This window comes from Pseudoxanthomonas sp. Soil82, from assembly GCF_040446535.1.
GTDB classification, from domain to species: domain Bacteria; phylum Pseudomonadota; class Gammaproteobacteria; order Xanthomonadales; family Xanthomonadaceae; genus Pseudoxanthomonas; species Pseudoxanthomonas kaohsiungensis.
In genome coordinates this window covers 422,232-442,279 of sequence record NZ_JBEAAK010000001.1, presented here as the reverse complement: position 1 = coordinate 442,279, position 20,048 = coordinate 422,232, and the positions used below count along the sequence as shown (strand labels likewise).

Genomic DNA, 20,048 nt, shown 5'->3' with positions numbered 1-20,048 from the left:
CAGCAAAAACCCGCCTGTAAGGCGGGTTTTTGCGGGAAACCGGGCCAGCGCCGCGGTCACTTGGCCGGGGTGGCCTTCGCTGCCGGCTCGCCGTGGCGCTTCATCATCCACCACTGCTGCAGCAGGCCCAGGCCGCCGTTGGTGACCCAGTACAGGACCAGGCCGGCCGGGAAGAAGGCCATCATCACGCCGAACGCCACCGGCATGAACTGCATCATCTTCTGCTGCATCGGATCCATGCCCGGCGCCGGCTGCAGCTTCTGGGTGAACCACATCACCGCCACGTTGATGATCGGCAGGATGAAGTACGGGTCGCGCGCGGTCAGGTCCTGGATCCACAGGATCCACGGCGCGTGGCGCAGCTCCACCGACTCCACCAGCACCCAGTACAGCGCCAGGAACACCGGCATCTGCACCAGGATCGGCAGGCAGCCGCCCATCGGGTTGATCTTCTCCTTCTTGTAAAGCTCCATCATCGCGGTCTGGAACTTCTGCTTGTCGTCGCCGTAGCGCTCCTTGAGCTGCTGGATGCGCGGCTGGAACTTGCGCATCTTGGCGAAGCTCTTGTACTGCGCCGCCGACAGCGGATAGAGCACCGCCTTGACCAGCACCACCAGGCCGATGATCGCCCAGCCCCAGTTGCCGAAGAGCCCGTACAGGTGGCTCAGCACCCAGAACAGGCCTTCGCCGAGGATCGCCAGGATCGAGAACTGGCTGTAGTCGACCGCGCGCTCCAGGCCCGGCACCTGCTGGGCGCGGATCTCGGAAACCAGCTTCGGCCCCACGTACAGGCGCGCCTGGGTGGTGGCGGTCGCGCCCGGGGCGACCAACAGCGGATCGCCCAGTTCGCGCACCAGGGCGCCGCTGGCCGAGGCATCCAGCGAGATCGTCGAGGCCTGCTGGCCCTCGGGGATCCAGGCGCTGAAGAAGTGGTGCTGCAGCATCGCGATCCAGCCGCGCTCGGTGCGCTGGTTGACGCGACCGTCCTCGAGGTAGTCCTCGTCGAACTTGCGGCGCTGGTACTCGCCGTTGTACCAGGCCGTGCCGGTGAAACTGAAGGATTCCGGCTGGGTGTAGCCGCGCTTGATCTGCGGCGGCTTGCGCAGCAGCTGGCGGTAGATCTGGCCCTGCCACGGCGTGCTGCCCTGGTTGACCACCTCGTCGCGCACTTCCACCGCGTAGGAACCACGGGTGAGGGTGTAGGTGCGACGGATGCTGACCCCGTCCGGACCCTGCCAGACGAACGGCACCACCACCTGCTCCTGGCCGTCGGCCAGGACGAAGTCACGCTCGGGTCCGGCCGGGACGAACCCGGACTGGTGGTTGGGCGCCGCGCCGCTGGCGCTGACCCAGCCGGCCTGGGCTGCATAGAGATGGGCCGGATCGGTGTCGAACAGGCGGACCGGGGCGCTGCCGGGCTGGCGGGTCTGCGGGAACTTGGGCAGGTCCGCCTGCAGCACGCTGCCGCCATCCAGGACCAGGTCCAGGACATCGGTGCGCACATGAACGCGGGCGGCGGCGGCCGACGGCGACACGGGGGCCTGGACGGACGCGGCCGCCGGCACGGACGCGGCGGGCACGCTCGGATCGGCGGACGGCGTGGTCGCCGCGGGCACGGCGGCGGGGATCGCGGCCGCGTCCGGACCGGCTGCCGGCAGGGACGTGGTCGTGGCCTCGGTCGGCGGCGCGGCCTGCTCCTTGCCCCATTCCATCCACAGCAGCATCGCCACCATCAGCCAGGCAAGGATCAGGAATACGCGGGTCTGGTTCATCGGGCAGGCAGGCTCGGCCGGCTCAGGAGTCCGGCGTGGAAGGGGGCGTCGGGGGACGGGGGGTGTTCGGCGACAGGGCCGCGGGCATTGTGCCGCCGGCGGCCGGGGGGGGCAATGCACCGGCACGGCGCAGCAGTTTCAGGTAGGCCTCGAGGATCTGCGCCCGCGCCGCCCGGCCGGCCGCCGGACGCGCGACCACGACATAGTCGCCACCGGCCAGTTGCGGCCGCATCCGGCGGGTCGCTTCGCGGAGGATGCGCTTGATCCGGTTGCGGCCGACCGCGCGGGGATCAACCTTGCGCGACACCGCCAGGCCCAGGCGGGCGGGCTGCGGCCCGGGTACCCAGTGCAGTCCAAGCAGGCTGTCGCCGGAACGCCGGCCCTGCTCGAACACGGCGGTGTATTCCGCGCGCAAACGAACCCGCGCGCTGCGAGGGAATCGCGCGCGCGGGTCGGAGGTCATCAGGTGTTGCGGATCGCGGCGGCCCCGCTGATGCCCGTCGATGCCGGGCAGGGACCGCGGCGCGATCAGGCGGTCAGGCGCTTGCGGCCCTTGGCGCGGCGACGCGCCAGGATCTTGCGGCCGTCGGCGGTCTTCATGCGGGCACGGAAACCGTGGTCGCGCTTGCGCTTGAGGTTGCTGGGCTGGTAGGTGCGCTTGGTGGCCATGGCGGCACTCGGCTTGTTCGGATCGAAAGAACCGGAAATTCTACGGGGCGCCTGCCGGTCGGGTCAACCCGCCTAGCGCCCGCGCCGCCGCGGGCCGCCTTGGACGCTGTGGATGCCCTGTGAATAAGTCTTGGGAAACACCGGGGCCGATGATAGTCTGCCCAGTCCCACTCCGACCCCTGCGGTCGTCCGGCGACGCGATGGCGGCGCGGCGATCGCCCCACGAGCTTTGCCTTTCCGATGGATGCCTGGCCCCGTTGTCTGGAACGCCTCGAAGCCGAATTCCCGGCCGAGGACGTCCATACCTGGCTCAAACCCCTGCAGGCCGAGGAGCGCGCCGACAGCGTCGTGCTGTACGCGCCGAACGCCTTCATAGTCGAACAGGTCCGCGACCGCTACCTGGCGCGCATCCGGGAGCTCGCCCAGCATTTCGCCGGGCTCAACGTGGCCCTGGAGATCGGGTCCCGGCCCCGGGCGGTCGAGCCGGTGCCTGCCGCCCGCCCGGGCGCGAGCGGTTCCGCGCCGGGCGCGCAGCCGCGCTCCGTCCCGGCCGAGCCGTTCAACGGCAACCTGGACACGCACTACACCTTCGAGAATTTCGTCGAGGGCCGAAGCAACCAGCTGGGCCGCGCCGCCGCATGGCAGGCCGCGCTGCGCCCGGGCGACCGCGCGCACAACCCGCTGCTGCTGTACGGCGGCACCGGCCTGGGCAAGACCCACCTGATGTTCGCCGCCGGCAACGCGATGCGGGCGGCCAATCCCGGCGCACGCGTGCTGTACCTGCGTTCGGAGCAGTTCTACAACGCGTTCTTCCGGGCGCTGCAGGAAAAGACCGCCGACCAGTTCAAGCGCCAGTTCCAGCAGATCGACGCGCTGCTGATCGACGACATCCAGTTCTTCGCTGGCAAGGACCGCACCCAGGAAGAGTTCTTCCACACCTTCAACGCGCTGTTCGACAGCCGCCAGCAGATCATCATGACCTGCGATCGCTACCCGCGCGAAGTGGACGGGCTGGAGCCGCGGCTGAAGTCGCGCCTGGCCTGGGGGCTGTCGGTGGCGATCGATCCGCCGGACTTCGAGACCCGCGCCGCGATCGTGCTGGCCAAGGCCCAGGAGCGCGGCGCGCACATCCCGGACGAGGTCGCGTTCCTGCTGGCCAAGAAGATGCGCAGCAACGTGCGCGACCTGGAAGGGGCGCTCAACACGCTGGCCGCGCGCGCGAACTTCACCGGCCGCACGATCAGCATCGAGTTCGCCCAGGAAACCCTGCGGGACCTGTTGCGCGCCCAGCAGCAGGCGATCGGCATCCCCAACATCCAGAAGACGGTGGCCGACTACTACGGCCTCCAGGTCAAGGACCTGCTGTCCAAGCGCCGCACCCGCTCGCTGGCGCGCCCGCGCCAGGTGGCCATGGCCCTGACCAAGGAGCTGACCGAGCACAGCCTGCCGGAAATCGGCGATGCGTTCGCAGGCCGCGACCACACCACCGTGCTGCATGCCTGCCGCCAGATCCGCAATCTCATGGAGACCGACGGCAAGCTGCGCGAGGACTGGGACAAGCTGATCCGCAAGCTCAGCGAGTGAGCGCAGCGGTCAGGTGCGGTAGATTCTGCTGCGGGAAGAACTTCCAGTGGAAAGCACGGGGGCGGGCTGGGGATAAGCAGGGGACAGAATCGGGCGTCGAAATCCATCCACAGCTTTTCCCGCCAGCGCACGGCACCTTGTCCGCACCCTTTGTACCGCCAAACATCTGTTTCGTTTCAATGATTTAGTGGTGTTTTCCACAGCTCCGGAGCTACTCCAGCACCACCGCTTTTAGTTTTATTCCACATTCCTTTAAAGCGTAGAGGCACGGATTCCCATGCGTTTCACTCTGCAACGCGAAGCCTTTCTCAAACCCCTGGCCCAGGTCGTCAATGTCGTCGAACGCCGCCAGACCCTGCCGGTGCTGGCCAACTTCCTGGTCCAGGTGCAGGGTGGCCAGCTGTCGCTGACCGGCACCGACCTGGAAGTGGAAATGGTCGCGCGGGCAGCGGTGGATGACGCCCAGGACGGCGAAACCACGATCCCGGCACGCAAGCTGTTCGAAATCGTGCGTGCGTTGCCCGACGGCAGCCGGGTTACCGTGAGCCAGTCCGGCGACAAGGTCACGGTGCAGGCCGGGCGCAGCCGCTTCACCCTGGCTACGCTGCCTGCCAACGACTTCCCCTCGGTCGACGAGGTCGAAGCGACCGAGCGCATCGGCGTGCCGGAAGCAGGCCTGAAGGAGCTGATCGAGCGCACCGCGTTCGCCATGGCCCAGCAGGACGTGCGCTATTACCTCAACGGCCTGCTGTTCGACCTGCGCGACCAGACGCTTCGCTGTGTCGCCACCGACGGACACCGGCTGGCGCTGTGCGAAGCGCCGCTGGAGCAAACGGTGGCGGCCAAGCGCCAGATCATCGTCCCGCGCAAGGGCGTCACCGAACTGCAGCGACTGCTGGAAGGCGGGGATCGCGCGCTCGAGCTCGAGCTGGGCCGCAGCCACGTACGGGTCAAGCGGGACGATGTCACCTTCACCTCCAAGCTCATCGACGGCCGCTTCCCGGACTACGAGGCAGTCATCCCGATCGGCGCGGAGAAGGAGGTCAAGCTGGACCGCGAGGTCCTGCGGGCCGCCCTCCAGCGTGCAGCGATCCTTTCCAACGAGAAGTACCGCGGCGTGCGTGTCGAGGTATCGCCCGGCCAACTGAAGATCAGCGCCCACAATCCCGAACAGGAAGAAGCCCAGGAAGAGATCGAGGCCGACACCCGCGTCGACAACCTGGCGATCGGCTTCAACGTGAACTACCTGCTGGACGCCCTGAGCGCCCTGCGCGAGGAGAACATCATCATCGCCCTGCGCGACGCCAACTCCTCGGCCCTGGTCCGCGAGGCAAGCAGCAGCAAGTGCCGGCACGTGGTGATGCCGCTGCGGCTGTGATTCCAGGTCGACGTCCGGACATGTTCCACGTGGAACGCGCACGACGCCCGGCTCACCCCGGGCGTCGTGCTTTGAGGCGCCATCCATGCACGTGACCCGGCTGGCCGTGGGCGATTTCCGCCGTTTCGATAGCGTGGAGATCGCGCCGGGCCCGGGCCTGAACCTGCTGCTGGGTCCCAATGGGGCCGGCAAGACCAGTGTCTTGGAAGCCCTGCACCTGATGGCTTACGGCCGGAGCTTTCGTGGCCGGGTCCGTGACGGGCTTGTCCGCGAGCACGCCCAGGCACTCGAGGTGTTCGTCGAGTGGGAAGAGGCCGGTGTCCCTGGAGAGTTGCGCAGGCGAGCAGGACTGCGCCACAGCGGGCAGGACTGGACCGGTCGCCTGGACGGGCAGGACGTCGCCCATCTGGGGCAATTGTGCGCGGCGCTGGCCGTGGTCACCTTTGAACCGGGAAGTCATGCGCTGATCGCGGGCGGCGCCGAGAACCGGCGCCGCTTCCTCGATTGGGGGTTGTTCCACGTGGAACCCGACTTCCTCCCGCTATGGCGGCGCTATGCGCGCGCGCTGAAGCAGCGCAACGCGCTGCTGAAGGCGGGGGGCAGTACCGGCCAGCTGGATGCGTGGGACCATGAGCTGGCGGATGCCGGTGAGGGGCTGACTGCATTTCGCGAACGCTATCTCGGCGAGCTCATCGCCCCCGTACGCGAGCTGGGCGCTCGACTCGCCCATGGCCTGGAGCTAGGGGGGCTGAATTTCCACCCCGGTTGGCGCCGCCAGGACCTTTCGCTGGCGGATGCGTTGTTGCTGGCGCGGGAGCGGGACCGGCTCAGTGGGCACACCGGCGTGGGGCCCCATCGGGCGGACTGGAGCCTGGCGTTGCCGGGATTGCCGGGCAGGGAGGCGCTGTCGCGCGGCCAGACCAAACTCGCGGCGCTGGTGGTGCTGCTTGCCCAGGCCGGCGACTATGCGGCGCGCCGCGGACAGTGGCCGGTCATCGCGCTGGATGACCTGCCCTCCGAGCTGGATCGCCTGCACCAGGCGCGGGTGCTGGAGTATCTGTGCGGACGCCCCGGGCTGCAGTTGTTCATCACCGCAACCGAGTCTACCGAGGCCTTGGCGGACCGAAGCGCCGGGGCAAGCGTGTTCCACGTGGAACAGGGACGCATCATCCGCCAGGCGCAGTAGGTGGGTCGGGGAGATGGCCACGGTGGGGTATAATCGCCCGTCAACCCTATAGCTAAGGTGTCCGCAGCCAACAGGCCGCGGCCCGGCCCCGATTGCGGCGAAGGCATGAGCGAGCACACCCCGAGTTCCACCCCCGGCAACGACTCCTACGACTCCAGCAAGATCACGGTCCTGCGCGGCCTGGAAGCGGTGCGCAAGCGTCCGGGCATGTACATCGGCGATGTGCACGACGGCACCGGCCTGCACCACATGGTCTTCGAGGTCGTCGACAACTCGGTCGACGAAGCCCTGGCGGGGCATGCCGACGACATCATCGTCCGCATCCTGGAAGACGGGTCGGTCGCGGTATCCGACAACGGACGTGGCATCCCGGTCGACACGCACAAGGAAGAGGGCGTCTCGGCGGCCGAGGTGATCCTCACCGTGCTGCATGCCGGCGGCAAGTTCGACGACAACAGCTACAAGGTCTCCGGCGGCCTGCACGGCGTCGGCGTATCGGTGGTCAACGCGCTGTCCGAGCACCTGTGGCTGGACATCTGGCGCGACGGCTTCCACTGGCAGCAGGAATACTCGCTGGGCGAGCCGAAATATCCGCTCAAGCAGCTCGAGGCTTCGACCCGCCGCGGCACCATGCTGCGCTTCAAGCCGGCGGCCGAGATCTTCACCGACACCGAGTTCCACTACGACATCCTCGCGCGGCGCCTGCGTGAGCTGTCGTTCCTCAATTCGGGCGTCAAGATCACCCTGATCGACGAGCGCGGCGAAGGCCGCCAGGACGTCTTCCAGTACGAAGGCGGGATCCGCAGCTTCGTCGAGCACCTGGCCCAGCTGAAGACGCCGCTGCATCCGAACGTGATCTCGGTGACCGGCGAGCACCACGGCATCGTGGTCGATGTCGCCCTGCAGTGGACCGACGCGTACCAGGAAACGATGTTCTGTTTCACCAACAACATCCCGCAGAAGGATGGTGGCACCCACCTGGCAGGTTTCCGTGCGGCCCTCACGCGCACGCTCAGCAACTACATCGAGCAGAACGGGATCGCCAAGCAGGCCAAGATCAACCTGTCCGGCGACGACATGCGCGAAGGCATGATCGCGGTCCTGTCGGTCAAGGTGCCCGACCCCAGTTTCTCCAGCCAGACCAAGGAAAAACTGGTCAGTTCGGAGGTGAAGCCCGCAGTTGAAGGCGCGTTCGGCGCACGTTTGGAGGAGTTCCTCCAGGAGAACCCGAACGAGGCCCGCGCCATCGCGGCCAAGGTGGTGGATGCGGCCCGTGCGCGCGAAGCCGCGCGCAAGGCGCGCGAGCTGACCCGCCGCAAGGGCGCCCTGGACATCGCCGGCCTACCCGGCAAGCTGGCCGACTGCCAGGAGAAGGATCCGGCGCTGTCGGAACTATTCATCGTCGAGGGCGACTCGGCGGGCGGTTCGGCCAAGCAGGGGCGCAACCGCAAGAACCAGGCGGTGCTGCCGCTGCGCGGCAAGATCCTCAACGTGGAGCGTGCGCGCTTCGACCGCATGCTGTCCTCGGCCGAGGTCGGCACGCTGATCACCGCGCTGGGCACCGGCATCGGCAAGGACGAGTACAACCCCGACAAGCTGCGTTACCACCGCATCATCATCATGACCGACGCGGACGTGGACGGCTCCCACATCCGCACGCTGCTGCTCACCTTCTTCTACCGGCAGATGCCGGAGCTGATCGAGCGCGGCCACGTCTACATCGGCCTGCCGCCGCTGTACAAGATCAAGCAGGGCAAGACCGAGTTGTACCTGAAGGACGATGCGGCGCTGGATACCTACCTCGCCAGCAACGCGGTCGAGAACGCCTCGCTGGTGCCAGCCGAGGGCGAGCCACCGGTCACCGGCGAAGGCCTGGAAAAGCTGCTGCTGGCCTACGCCGGCGCGCGCGACGCGATCGCGCGCAACGCGCACCGCTTCGATCCGCTGCTGCTCGAAGCGCTGATCGACTTCACCCCGCTCGATGCCGAGCACCTGGCGCGCAACACCGACGAGCGCCATGAGCTGGATGCCCTGGAGGCGCGCCTCAACCGGGGCAGCCTCGGCACGCCGCGCTTCGCGCTCAGGCTGCTTCCAGCCGTTCCCGCCCAGGATGATGGCCAGGCCGGGCGCCCGGCCGCGCTGCAGATCACCCGCCGGCACATGGGCGAGGAGCTGCAGCAGGTCCTGCCGCTGTCGATCTTCGAGCACGGCGAGCTGCGCCCGCTGCGCGACGCCGCGGCCCTGCTGCACGGACTGGTGCGCGAAGGCGCGCAGGTCTCGCGTGGTGGCCGCTCGCAACCGGTGACCAGCTTCGCCCAGGCCCAGGCCTGGCTGCTGGAGGAGGCGAAGAAGGGCCGCCAGATCCAGCGCTTCAAAGGCCTGGGCGAAATGAACCCGGAACAGTTGTGGGATACCACGGTGAACCCGGATTCGCGCCGCCTGCTGCGCGTGCGCATCGAGGATGCGGTGGCCGCCGACCAGATCTTCAGCACCCTGATGGGCGATGTGGTGGAACCGCGCCGCGAGTTCATCGAAACCAACGCGCTGAAGGTCGCCAATCTCGACGTCTGATCCCGCGTCGACGGACATGGCCGGGGAGCCGCGGCAGGCACGGCCGCCGGTCCCGGCCGCTTCGGTGTTCCCGCTGCTGCGCGCGTTCGCCTTCGATGCCCTGATCGCGGTCGTGCTGGTGCTTGGTGGAACCATTGCCGCGGCCGCAGTCTGGACCGCCTGGCGTGCGATGGCGGTGGCAGGCGAAGTCGGCCGCGATGCAGCCGCGATCCAGGCAGGCATCGGCCAGCCCGGTGCGCTGGCGCAGATGCTCTTTGCCTTGGGCGCGACCTCATTCGCGGCGCTGGTGCTCTACTTCTGGCGCCGACGCGCTGATGCGGCCGAACGGGCGCTGGCCCATGCCGCACTGCGGCAACGCGCTACCTGGGGGTGGACGGTGCTCGTGGGCGTGGCGGTGTTCCTCGGCAGCTCGTTGCTGGGCTGGCTCGGCGAACAGGCCGGCAGCGCGCCGATACCGACCAACCTGGCGCTGGTCGAAGAAGCCTCCCGGCAATGGCCGGTTTTCCTGTTCCTGTTCGCGGTGCTGCTGGCCCCGGCCTATGAGGAACTGCTGTTCCGGCGGGTGTTCTTCGGCCGGTTCCTGGCCGCGGGCCGGCCGTGGCTCGGCGTACTGGTGAGCAGCGTGGCCTTCGCGCTGGTCCACGAGGTGCCTGGCATCAGCGCCAATCCGCCGCTGGCGGTAGTGCAGCTCTGGCTCATCTATGGCGGCATGGGTGCGGCCTTCGCCTGGCTTTACTGGCGCACCGGATCGCTCTGGGCACCGTTCCTTGCACACGCGCTGAACAATGGCATCGCCCTGGCCGTACACGGGCTCGCCTGACGCGGGTTTGACGAAAAGTTAAGCCGCCAGCGCGGACACTGAACGCGAAAGTGAACAGGGCGGGAGCCGAACATGCGCTGGAAGCATCTGGGAGTGGCGGTGGCGCTCGGGGCGGGTCTGGCCGCATGCGCGACCACGACGTCGCCGACCGGCCGTACGCAGTACATGGCCTATTCGGACAGCCAGCTCAACCAGATGGGCGCGCAGGCGTTCGCCGAGATGAAGAGCAAGCAGAAGACCCAGACCGGGGGCCAGCAGAGCGCGTACGTGCAATGCGTGGTCAAAGCCCTGGTCGCGCAGCTGCCACCCGAATGGCGCCAGCTGCAGTGGGAAACGGCGGTATTCGTCGACGACAGTCCGAACGCGTTCGCGCTGCCGGGCGGCAAGGTTGGCGTGAACACCGGGATGTTCACGGTGGCGAAGAACCAGGACCAGCTGGCGGCAGTGATCGGCCATGAGATCGGCCATGTCTATGCGCGCCACACCAACGAGCGCGTGTCCCGGCAGAGCGCCACCTCGACCGGCCTGGCGGTGCTGGGCGCGCTGGCCGGTACCCGCTACGGACAGACCGGTTCGGACCTGGTCACCCAAGGCGGCGGCACGCTGGCGCAAATGGGCCTGCTGCTGCCGTTCTCGCGCACCCAGGAAACCGAATCCGACCAGATCGGCCAGCAGCTGATGGCGCAGGCCGGCTTCGACCCGGCCCAGGCCGTGGACCTGTGGCAGAACATGGTGGCCGCGTCGGCGAACCGCTCGCCGGAATGGCTGTCGACGCATCCCGATCCACAGAACCGGATCCGGGCGCTGGAGGCGCGGACGCCCTCGCTGCAGCCCGTTTACGAGGCCGCGCGCAAGGCCGGCCATACGCCCCGGTGCGGTTCCTGACCCGCGGTACAACGCACTTTTGGTGGCATTCCGTAAGAAAGCCGGTTCTGTTAGCGTTGCCGACCCGGTTCCCGCCCCGCCTGCCGGCGGAGCTCCGCACGAGGTGATTCAATGAAACTCCGCAGCAAGCACGTCCTCCTGTCGATCTTCATCGGCGCAGCGCTCGGTGGCATGGTGGTGGCCGACGCATCGGCCCAATCCTCGCGCTCCAGCAAGAAGTCCGAGAAGTCCGAGAAGGCCGAAGTGCTGTACCCGGAGGCGACCCGGCAGCAACCGGAAGCCAAGACGTCGAAGAAGGCGGGCAAGCCGCTGCAGAAGCTCATCGACGTGTACAACGAAGAAGACTACGCGCAGACCCGCACACTCGCCGACGAGCTGATCGCCCTGGAGGGCGCCAACGAGTACGACAAGTCGCTGGCATCGCAGCTCGCCGCGCAGGCCGCCTACAACCTCGACGACACCGCCGCGGCCAAGGCCTACCTGCAGCAGGTGCTGCAGTTCAACGGCCTGGAGAACAATGGCCACTACCAGTCGATGCTGATGCTGGCGCAGTTGCAGCTGGCCGACGACGAATACCAGGCGGGCCTGGCGACCCTGGACCGCTTCCTGGCGGAAACCAAGTCGACCAAGCCGGACGACCTGGTGCTCAAGGGCCAGGCGCTGTACCAGATGGAGCGCTTCCAGGAGGCGATCCCGGTGCTGAAGCAGGCCGTCGACAGCAGTCCCGAGCCGAAGGACAGCTGGGTACAGCTGCTGATGGCCTCCTACGCCGAAGCCAACCAGAATGCCGACGCGGTCGCGCTGGCCGAGAAGCTGGCGGCGAAGAATCCGGCTGACAAGAAGGCGCAGATGAACCTGGCCACGGTCTACGCCCAGGCCGACCAGATGGACAAGGCCGCCGGCGTCCTCGAGAAGCTGCGCGCCTCGGGCCAGCTCAGCGACGAGCGCGAGTACCGGCAGCTCTACATCACCTACGCCAACATGGACGGTCGCGAGAAGGACGTCATCTCGGTGATCAACGAAGGCATGCAGAAGGGCGTGCTGAAGCCGGACCACCAGACCTACCTGGCGCTGGCGCAGTCGTACTACTACAGCGAGCAGATCCCGCAGGCGATCGAGAACTGGCAGAAGGCCGCGCCGATGTCGAAGGACGGCGAGACCTACCTCAACCTGGCCCGGGTGCTGTGGCAGGAAGGCCGCGTCCCCGAGGCCAAGCAGGCCGCCCAGCAGGCCTTGGCCAAGGGCGTCAAGAAGCCCGAGGATGCCAGGAAAATCATCAACTTGAAGTGACGTCACGGAAAAGCGCCGCGCCCTAGGCACAGGGGCGCGGGATTGGTATATGCTTGGCGGTTCATGCGGTGTCACCCGCGAGAATCTGGGCTGCCCGGTGGAAATTCCCACCGGCGGCCTGGCCCCACACCTGAGTTACTAGGCGCATGGCTGAACAACTGGTTGTCCACAGGAACTACGATGAACCCGAGGAAAGCGGCCTGAGCTGGCCGCGAATCATCGGTATTGCGTTCGTCATCGCGCTGCACGCTGCCGCGCTCATGCTGCTGCTGATCCCCGCCGTCGCGCCGAAGGCCGAAGTGGAGAAGGAGCGCAACGTCCTCGTCACCCTGGTCGACGCGCCGCCGCCGCCGCCGCCGCCGCCGCCGCCGCCGCCGCCCCAGGACAAGCCGCCGCCGCCGATCAAGGAGCTGTCGCCGCCGAAGCCCTCGCCGGTGCCGCCACCGCCGGAAGCGCCGCCGATCGATGTGGCCGAGCCGCGTCCGACCGACGTCTACCAGGAGCCGTCGCCGCCCGCGCCGCCGGCGCCAGTCGCCGACATCTCGGCCAGCGTCGACATCTCCTCCAAGAACATGAACCCCCCGCGCTACCCGCCGGCCGCCGCGCGCGCCGGAATCGAGGGCGAGGTGGTTCTGGTCATCGACGTGGCGGCCGACGGTACGGTCACCAACGTGTCGGTCGAAAAGTCCAGCCGCAACCGCGACCTGGACCGCGCCGCCATGGAGGCCGCCCGCAAATGGCGTTTCAATCCCGCTACTGTGAACGGCCAGAAGGCGGCCGGTCGCGTCCGGGTCCCGGTGAACTTCACCCTGGGTTGATGTCCGCACTCCGTGGCGGTGTCCGCCGCCACGGCAACCGGGCCTAGCGTTTCCGCCTTCCTTCTCCACCAATCAAACCAAAGGTAAGCGTCATGCTGCAGGAACTCTTCATCGCCGCCGCCGCCGGGGGCAACGCATCGGCCCTCACGCAGATGGGCTTCGACCACCTTCTGTCCGAGATGATCGCCAATCCGGGCGAATTCGCCGTCTCCTGGATCGTGCTGCTGACGCTGGTCTTCATGTCGGCCGCGTCCTGGTACTGGACCATCTTCAATGCCATCAAGAACACCCGCCTGAAGTCGTACGCGGACCGCGTCGTCAACGCGTTCTGGGACGCCCCGAACGCCCAGGAAGCCATCCGCGTGATGGAAGAGCAGCCGCGCAGCGAGCCGTTCTCCAAGATCGCCCTGGACGCCGCCCAGGCCGCCGCCCACCACCAGCGTTCGGAAGGCACCGGTGCCGGCCTCGGCGAGACCCTGACCCGTTCGGAGTTCGTCGATCGCGCCCTGCGCCAGGCCGTGACCCGCGAAAGCTCCAGGCTGCAGTCGGGCATGGTGCTGCTGGCGACCGTCGGCGCGACCGCTCCCTTCGTGGGCCTGCTGGGTACCGTGTGGGGCATCTACGGCGCGCTGATCAAGATCGGTGCCACCGGCTCCGCCTCGATCGACGCCGTCGCCGGCCCGGTGGGTGAAGCGCTGATCATGACCGCGATCGGCCTGTTCGTCGCGATCCCGGCCGTGTTCGCCTACAACTTCTTCAGCAAGATCAACAGCTCGACGATCGCCAAGTTCGATTCGTTCGCCCACGATCTGCACGACTTCTTCGCCACCGGCTCGCGCGTTCGCTGAGCCGGTACCCCGAAGAACGATCCAGGCACGTAACGGAGAGCCCGCATGGCCTTCAGTTCTGACAACAGCGGCGGCCCGATGGCCGACATCAACGTCACGCCCCTCGTGGACGTGATGCTGGTGCTGCTCATCATCTTCATCATCACCGCGCCGCTGATGCAGCACAAAGTGAAGATCGAGCTGCCGGAAACGGACGTCGTCGCCAAGGACGAAGACGAACCGCGGGTCATGCCCATCACCATCTCGGTGAAGGAGGATGGCTCGCTGTTCTGGAACGACGAGGAGATCTCGCGCGAGATCCTCGAGTCGCGCCTGTCCAGCAGCGCGCAGCAGGTGCCCCAGCCCAAGTTGAACCTGCGTGGTGACAAGACCACGAAGATGCGCACGATCAACGACATCACCCAGATCGCGCAGCGCAACGGCATGCTGGACATCGGCTTCGTCGCCACCAAAGAGAAGGGTCAGTAAGCCATGGCTTTCAGTTCCGGTTCCGGCAAGGGCCCCATGGCCGACATCAACGTCACGCCCCTCGTGGACGTGATGCTGGTGCTGTTGATCATCTTCATCGTGACCGCGCCGATCATGACCTACCCGATCGACGTGGCCCTCCCGCAGCGGGTGATCAACCCGCCGCCGGTCACGAAGGAGCCGCCGCCGCCGATCGAGCTGCGCATCGATGCGTCGAACCAGATCTTCTGGAACAACAGCCCGGTCTCGGTGACCGCGCTGCCGCAGATGATGGAGACCGAAGTGCAGCGCGACCCGACCAACCAGCCGGAGCTGCGCATCGACGCCAGCGCCGACTCGGAGTACGAGGTCATGGCGCGGGTGCTCGCTTCGGCCAAGAACGCGGACATGAAGAAGATCAACTTCGTCCAGCCGTAGTAGACGGTGACGTCCACGGAAGCCGCCCCTGCAGCGGCGGCGACCGGGGACCCAGCGCCGTGAAACGCCGCCTCCGGGCGGCGTTTTCTTTTGCGGCCTCTTGGCCGCCGCGAGCGACGTGGCGTCAGGCCGGGTTGGCGCCTGCCGCGATGGCCAGGTAGGCGCGGACGGTAGCATCCAGGCCATCGTAGAGGGCTTCGCCGATCAGTGCGTGGCCGATCGAGACCTCCAGAACGCCCGGCACCTGTGCCAGGAACGCGCCGAGGTTCGCCTGCGACAGGTCATGCCCGGCATTGACGCCCAGTCCGGCGACCCGCGCGCGCCGCGCCGTATCGGCGCACAACGCCAGCTCGCTGGCCGCATCGCCTGCGGCGAAGGCCTCGGCGAACGGCCCGGTATAGATCTCGATGCGGTCCGCGCCGAGCGCGGCAGCCTTCTCCAGGCCGGCGACGCCCGCATCGACGAACAGGCTCACCCGGCAGCCCAGTGCCTTGAACGCAGCCACCTGCGATGCCAGCGCCGCGTTGTCGCCGTCGAAGGTGAAGCCATGGTCGGATGTCAGCTGACCGTCACTGTCCGGCACCAGCGTCACCTGCGCGGGGCGAACCTGCTCGCACAGCGCGAGCAGGCCGGGATAGCCCGGGCGCGGCGGCGCAAACGGGTTGCCTTCGACGTTCAGTTCCACGCCGAACCGTCGCACCAACGCGGCCAGCGGCGGCAGGTCTTCGGCCACGATATGGCGGCGGTCGGGACGCGGGTGGATGGTGATGCCCTGGGCGCCGGCCTCGAGGCAGGCGAGCGCGGCCGCCTGTACGTCAGGCTCGCGGCCGCCGCGCGAGTTGCGCAGCACGGCGACCTTGTTGACGTTGACGCTGAGGTGCGTGCTCATGCGGCTGGCGGTGCCGGCCCCTGCGGCGGCGCGCTTGCGGGGGCGGCCTCGCGCTTGCGCGCGTCCGCCAGCTCGCGCAGCCGGCGCAGCTCGGCCGGGTCGATCATCGCCAGCTCGTTCTGTTGGCGCCCGCCGATCCGGTCGAGATACCAGCCGCGGATCCAGGCGAGGAAGAATCCCAGCGCCGCCAGCAACGACAGCAGGAGGAGCCAGCCGTGCACGGTGGTGATCGCCAGCAGCAGCGCGCCAAGGGACAGGAGCAGGTAGAACCAGTGCATCGCGGACCTCCCCGGAAGATGGCCTGGCGGCGCGGATGCCGCCGGGCGCGGTCATGATGCCGCTTCGCCGGGCGCCTCTGCCACCCGCGCGTCCGTCGCCGCGATCCGCCCGTCGTGCCGCTACAGCAATGGCGATAGCAGGCGGGCGAACGCTTCCGGCAGGCGGTGCCGCCACAGGCCCATCGCCCGGTCGACGCGGACCCGCTCCGCCTGGTCGAACTCGCCCCCGAGCAGCCGCTCCAGCGCCTGGCAGCTGTCCTGGTCGCGCAACATCGCCGAGATCTCGAAGTTGAGCCTGAAGCTGCGGTGGTCGAAGTTCGCGCTGCCGACGATGCACAGGTCCTCGTCGACGAGCAGGGCCTTGGTGTGCAGCATCCGCGGCCCGTACTCGTAGACCTTCACGCCCGCCTTGAGCAGCTCGTCGAAGTACGACCTCGCTGCAAGCGTGGCCAGGCGGGAGTCGCTCCGCCGCGGCACCAGCAAGCGCGTGTCGAGGCCGCCCAGCGCCGCCGAGGTCAGTGCCATGCGCGCCGCCTCGCCCGGCACGAAGTAGGGGCTGACCAGCCAGACCCGCCGGCGCGCCTCGTGGATCGCCGCCACCTGCAGGCGATGGATCGCCTCCCACGAGGAATCGGGGCCGGATACCAGGACCTGCGCGCCGATCGGACCGTCCTCGACCTCCGGCCAGTACCCGGCCTCCCCGAACGCGCGCGGGTCGCAACCGGCGGCATAGACCCAGTCCTCCACGAAGACCAGTTGCAGGCTGCGTACCACCGGGCCCTCCATGCGCAGGTGCAGGTCGCGGAACGCATCGGGTCGCAGTGCTTCGTTCTCCTCGTCGGTGACATTGATGCCGCCGACGAACCCCACCCGGCCGTCGACCACGACGACCTTGCGGTGGCTGCGCAGGTTGAGCCACGGCCGGGTAAACGGCCTGAACTTCGTCGGATGGAACCAGCCGATCTCCGCGCCGGCGTCCAGCAACGGCCGCAGGTGGCGCCGGCGCATGCTGCCGGCGCCGACCGCGTCGAGCAGCAAGCGCACCTGGATCCCTTCGCGGGCGCGGTCCACGAGCGCGTCGCGCAGGCGCAAGCCGGTCTTGTCCGGTGCCCAGATGTAGTACTCCAGGTGCACGTGGTGGCGGGCATCGGCGATGGCCGACAACAGCGCCTCGTACTTCGCGTGGCCATCGACCAGCCACTGCGCGGAAGTGGCGCTGGAAGGCGGAAGGCCAGTGGTGGCCTGGCCCAGCCGCGCCAGCTCCAAGCATTCGGGCTTGTCGCCGTTGGGCGCGGAAAACTGCTCCAGGCCCGAACGCGACCGCCCGCGGCGCAGCCGCTGGCGCTGGATCTTCTGCGGACCGAGCAGGAAATAGATCAGGAAGCCGACGTAGGGCAGCAACGCCAGCGACATCACCCAGCTGAGCGTGGCCACCGGCTCCCGCTTCTGCAGGATGATCCAAAGGCTCAGGCCGAGCACGTATGCCAGCCAGGCGAGGACGAGGTAGAGCCCAAGGGCCGGCAGCTCGCCAAGCCAGGCCCAGGCCGTTTCGAAATAGGTCATGGGCGGATTCTAGGCGAGCGCGCGGCGCAGGCCCGGTGATGAACGTGGCCCCAGTGCGCGACCGCCATCGCGCCTGGCGCGACGCCGGGGGCGTAGCCTTGGACCATGGCCGACACGATCAAGGGCCGCGGCTCGCGGCAGTACCTGCCAGGGCGATTCGAAACGACCACCGTCGAGGCGGCCGATGACGGCTGGGCGCCGCTGGCGGAGCCGGAGGCGGACCCGGACCCATCGCGGCCCAGGACCGAGGTCCAAGAGGAGATCGCCCGCAGCATCGTCACCCGCAACCGCTCGCCGGACGTGGGCTTCTCCCAGTCGGTGAACCCCTACCGCGGCTGCGAGCACGGGTGCAGTTACTGCTTCGCCCGGCCTTCGCATGCGTACCTCAACCTGTCTCCCGGGTTGGACTTCGAGACGAAGATCTTCGCCAAGACCAACGCCCCGGAACTGTTGCGGCGCGAGTTCGCCCGGCCCGGCTACCGCCCCAGCCCGATCGCGCTCGGGATCAACACCGATGCCTACCAGCCGGTCGAACGCCGCCTGCAGCTGACCCGCCGGCTGGTCGAGGTCATGCTCGAGTGCCGCCACCCCTTCAGCCTCGTCACCAAGAATGCCCTGGTCGAACGCGACCTCGACCTCCTGCAGCCCCTGGCGGCGCTGGGGCTGGTGCACGTGTACTTCTCCGTGACCACGCTCGATCCGCAGCTGTCGGCGCGCCTGGAGCCGCGCGCGACGGCGCCGCATGCCCGGCTCCGGGCGATGCGGAGGCTGCACGATGCCGGCGTCCCGGTCGGCGTGCTGTTCGCCCCGGCGATCCCCTGGGTCAACGACCACGAACTGGAGGCGGTGCTGGAGGCGGCGCGCGGAGCCGGCGCCGCAAGCGCCGGCTACGTGCTCCTGCGCCTGCCGCACGAGGTCGCCCCGCTGTTCCGCGATTGGCTCGAGGCGCACATGCCGGACCGCGCCGCGCGGGTCATGGCGGCCGTGCGCCAGATGCGCGGGGGGCGGGACTACGAGTCCGGGTTCGGCGCGCGCATGCGCGGCCGCGGCCCCTATGCCGACCTGCTCGAGCGGCGTTTCGCGCTCGCCCGTCGCCGTGCCGGCTACCCCACGCAGCCCCTGGCGGCGCTGGACTGCAGCCGGTTCGTCCCGCCACTGGCCGCGCCTGCCCAGCGCGAGCTGTTCTGAGCCGACTGTAAACCCGCCGCACGGGGTGTATCACTCCTGAAACAGCATGGCGGAGGCCGTAGTGGCGGGCCCTGGCGGCCGGAACACATGTCCGCACCGCTTCACGGATGTAACACATCGGGACGGGCGCAACCTCGCGTTAGAACGCAAGCGACTGATAAATAAAATAAAAAAGGCTTGGCACGGGACGTGCGCTGTTGTCTCCGCCTATACGCGGGGACTGCATCCATGTCACGACGCCTTGTCTGCCTGCCCTTGTTCGCCTTGCTGGCGGCTCCGGCCGCCGTACGTGCCGCCGATGCCCACGTCGGCGTGCATCCGGAGCGCGGCGAGATGGTGCTGTTGCGGGACGTCAACGCCCGCCACGCCTATCGCGAGGCGCCGCCCAGTATCGCCCTGATCGTCGATCCGACCCCGAACCGGGAGATCGACCATGCCTTGGGCACCGGGGAGATGTCGGACGACGAGATCGCCGGCATGGCGTCGGGCCAACTGGACGCGCGCGGCAGCGTCACCATGCCCGAGCAGATGACCAGCCAGGCGCTGCAGCGATCGATGGGACGGCTGACGGGCGACAGCAGCGTCTTCTCCGGCAGCGGCTTCAGCCGCAGCGTCGGCGGCGCGACGGGTGCGGTGACCGGCGCCACCCGCGGCATCGGCTCGACCGTCACCGGCGCACTGTCCCAGTTCCCGCTGGGCGGCAACCAGGGAACCGGTCCGTGAGCAGGCCGGTCGCCGTCCCTCGCCCCGCACGGGGCATCTGGCAGCCACTGCTGGCGCTGGCCTGCGCCGCCTGGCTCGCAGCCGGCCCTGCGCGTGCCGCCGATGACTACGCCGACATGCTCGGCTACCTGGCGCAGACCCGGATCGCGGATCGCGCGCTGGCCGGCAGCAGCGGCGCCATCGGCGTGAACATGGCGGCCGGCGACCTCAACCAGCAGTCCAACCTGCGCGCGATCGCCATCGGCGACGGCGCGGCCATGGTGCAGGTGAGCACCTCCCAGGCACGCAGCGACGACGTCTACGACGTGCCAGTGGCCGCCAGCGCGACCATCGGCGGCTCGGCGCTGGCGGGCGCCAGCGGCATCGCATCGATCAACCAGGCCAGTGGCAGCGGCAACGCGGAACACAACGCGGTGGCGATGGTGCTGGCGCAACAGGGCATACGCGAAACGCCGGACAGCCAGCTGTCCAGTGGCGTTGCCGCGTCGGCGGAGCGGCAAACCGCCTTCAACCCGGCGGGGAGGACCGCCAGTCGCAAGGTGGCAGTGGAAGCCACCGCGCTGCGTGGGTTCGAAGGCGTTTTCCAGCTCAATCAGATCGCGGGTTCGGCCAACGAGACCGGCAACGTCCTGACGTTGTCGCTCCCGCCCGGCCCGTGAGGCGGTAATCCAACCAACCAAAGAGCAAGAGAGAGAGGACAC

Annotated in this window: 20 protein-coding genes; 14 read left to right on the top strand and 6 right to left on the bottom strand. The window is 68.4% G+C overall.

Annotated features, from left to right (window positions below; all coding sequences use genetic code 11):
• Positions 1-56 precede the first annotated feature (56 nt).
• From yidC to rpmH, 3 genes are all read right to left on the bottom strand, one after another.
• A complete protein-coding gene (gene yidC, locus ABKA19_RS01935; RefSeq protein ID WP_353687407.1) occupies positions 57-1,772 on the bottom strand; it encodes a membrane protein insertase YidC in 1,716 nt (571 codons plus the stop codon).
• 22 nt (positions 1,773-1,794) lie between these two features.
• On the bottom strand, positions 1,795-2,238 hold the full coding sequence (rnpA, locus tag ABKA19_RS01930) for a ribonuclease P protein component (protein WP_353688024.1): 444 nt from the start codon (positions 2,236-2,238) through the stop codon (positions 1,795-1,797).
• A gap of 62 nt (positions 2,239-2,300) precedes the next feature.
• On the bottom strand, positions 2,301-2,441 hold the full coding sequence (rpmH, locus tag ABKA19_RS01925) for a 50S ribosomal protein L34 (protein WP_013536759.1): 141 nt from the start codon (positions 2,439-2,441) through the stop codon (positions 2,301-2,303).
• 240 nt (positions 2,442-2,681) lie between these two features.
• On the opposite strand from rpmH, the gene dnaA reads away from it, so the two are divergent.
• The 11 genes from dnaA to ABKA19_RS01870 all read left to right on the top strand — a co-directional run bounded on the left by dnaA (position 2,682) and on the right by ABKA19_RS01870 (position 14,706).
• On the top strand, positions 2,682-4,025 hold the full coding sequence (gene dnaA, locus ABKA19_RS01920; RefSeq protein WP_353687406.1) for a chromosomal replication initiator protein DnaA: 1,344 nt from the start codon (positions 2,682-2,684) through the stop codon (positions 4,023-4,025).
• Positions 4,026-4,302: 277 nt separating this feature from the next.
• Complete coding sequence (dnaN, locus tag ABKA19_RS01915) at positions 4,303-5,403, top strand: DNA polymerase III subunit beta (protein WP_162375942.1); 1,101 nt, start codon at positions 4,303-4,305, stop codon at positions 5,401-5,403.
• A gap of 85 nt (positions 5,404-5,488) precedes the next feature.
• The gene (recF, locus tag ABKA19_RS01910) at positions 5,489-6,589 is read left to right on the top strand and encodes a DNA replication/repair protein RecF (protein ID WP_353687405.1); all 1,101 of its coding nucleotides are present in this window, start codon (positions 5,489-5,491) and stop codon (positions 6,587-6,589) included.
• A gap of 105 nt (positions 6,590-6,694) precedes the next feature.
• On the top strand, positions 6,695-9,160 hold the full coding sequence (gene gyrB / locus ABKA19_RS01905; RefSeq protein ID WP_353687404.1) for a DNA topoisomerase (ATP-hydrolyzing) subunit B: 2,466 nt from the start codon (positions 6,695-6,697) through the stop codon (positions 9,158-9,160).
• Between the two features lie 16 nt (positions 9,161-9,176).
• On the top strand, positions 9,177-9,980 hold the full coding sequence (locus ABKA19_RS01900; RefSeq protein ID WP_353687403.1) for a CPBP family intramembrane glutamic endopeptidase: 804 nt from the start codon (positions 9,177-9,179) through the stop codon (positions 9,978-9,980).
• 72 nt (positions 9,981-10,052) lie between these two features.
• Positions 10,053-10,865 carry a M48 family metallopeptidase gene (locus ABKA19_RS01895; RefSeq protein WP_353687402.1) on the top strand — a complete coding sequence of 271 codons (813 nt, stop codon included), beginning with the start codon at positions 10,053-10,055 and terminating at the stop codon, positions 10,863-10,865.
• Positions 10,866-10,976: 111 nt separating this feature from the next.
• Positions 10,977-12,155 (top strand): tetratricopeptide repeat protein, encoded by a 1,179-nt coding sequence (locus ABKA19_RS01890; RefSeq protein ID WP_353687401.1) that lies wholly within the window; start codon positions 10,977-10,979, stop codon positions 12,153-12,155.
• A 146-nt stretch (positions 12,156-12,301) separates the two neighbouring features.
• Positions 12,302-12,973 (top strand): energy transducer TonB, encoded by a 672-nt coding sequence (locus ABKA19_RS01885; RefSeq protein WP_449301469.1) that lies wholly within the window; start codon positions 12,302-12,304, stop codon positions 12,971-12,973.
• Positions 12,974-13,065: 92 nt separating this feature from the next.
• Complete coding sequence (gene exbB, locus ABKA19_RS01880) at positions 13,066-13,821, top strand: TonB-system energizer ExbB (RefSeq protein WP_162375935.1); 756 nt, start codon at positions 13,066-13,068, stop codon at positions 13,819-13,821.
• A 45-nt stretch (positions 13,822-13,866) separates the two neighbouring features.
• Complete coding sequence (locus tag ABKA19_RS01875; protein WP_162375934.1) at positions 13,867-14,289, top strand: ExbD/TolR family protein; 423 nt, start codon at positions 13,867-13,869, stop codon at positions 14,287-14,289.
• Between the two features lie 3 nt (positions 14,290-14,292).
• Entirely contained in the window at positions 14,293-14,706 is a 414-nt protein-coding gene (locus ABKA19_RS01870) for an ExbD/TolR family protein (RefSeq protein WP_162375933.1), read from the top strand.
• A gap of 124 nt (positions 14,707-14,830) precedes the next feature.
• Here ABKA19_RS01870 and ABKA19_RS01865 read toward each other — a convergent pair whose 3' ends face one another.
• The 3 genes from ABKA19_RS01865 to cls all read right to left on the bottom strand — a co-directional run bounded on the left by ABKA19_RS01865 (position 14,831) and on the right by cls (position 17,436).
• Positions 14,831-15,595 carry a pyridoxine 5'-phosphate synthase gene (locus ABKA19_RS01865; RefSeq protein ID WP_353687400.1) on the bottom strand — a complete coding sequence of 255 codons (765 nt, stop codon included), beginning with the start codon at positions 15,593-15,595 and terminating at the stop codon, positions 14,831-14,833.
• Entirely contained in the window at positions 15,592-15,873 is a 282-nt protein-coding gene (locus ABKA19_RS01860) for a hypothetical protein (RefSeq protein ID WP_353687399.1), read from the bottom strand. The genes ABKA19_RS01865 and ABKA19_RS01860 overlap by 4 nt, the downstream gene beginning before the upstream one ends.
• A 120-nt stretch (positions 15,874-15,993) precedes the next feature.
• A complete protein-coding gene (gene cls, locus ABKA19_RS01855) occupies positions 15,994-17,436 on the bottom strand; it encodes a cardiolipin synthase (protein WP_353687398.1) in 1,443 nt (480 codons plus the stop codon).
• A 105-nt stretch (positions 17,437-17,541) separates the two neighbouring features.
• Between cls and ABKA19_RS01850 the strand changes: the two genes are divergently transcribed.
• The 3 genes from ABKA19_RS01850 to ABKA19_RS01840 all read left to right on the top strand — a co-directional run bounded on the left by ABKA19_RS01850 (position 17,542) and on the right by ABKA19_RS01840 (position 20,006).
• On the top strand, positions 17,542-18,624 hold the full coding sequence (locus ABKA19_RS01850) for a PA0069 family radical SAM protein (protein WP_353687397.1): 1,083 nt from the start codon (positions 17,542-17,544) through the stop codon (positions 18,622-18,624).
• Between the two features lie 228 nt (positions 18,625-18,852).
• Positions 18,853-19,347, top strand: a complete 495-nt coding sequence (locus ABKA19_RS01845; protein ID WP_353687396.1) for a FapA family amyloid fibril periplasmic chaperone — start codon at positions 18,853-18,855, stop codon at positions 19,345-19,347.
• On the top strand, positions 19,344-20,006 hold the full coding sequence (locus ABKA19_RS01840) for a FapB/FapC family functional amyloid domain-containing protein (RefSeq protein ID WP_338016011.1): 663 nt from the start codon (positions 19,344-19,346) through the stop codon (positions 20,004-20,006). The genes ABKA19_RS01845 and ABKA19_RS01840 overlap by 4 nt, the downstream gene beginning before the upstream one ends.
• Positions 20,007-20,048: the final 42 nt, after the last annotated feature.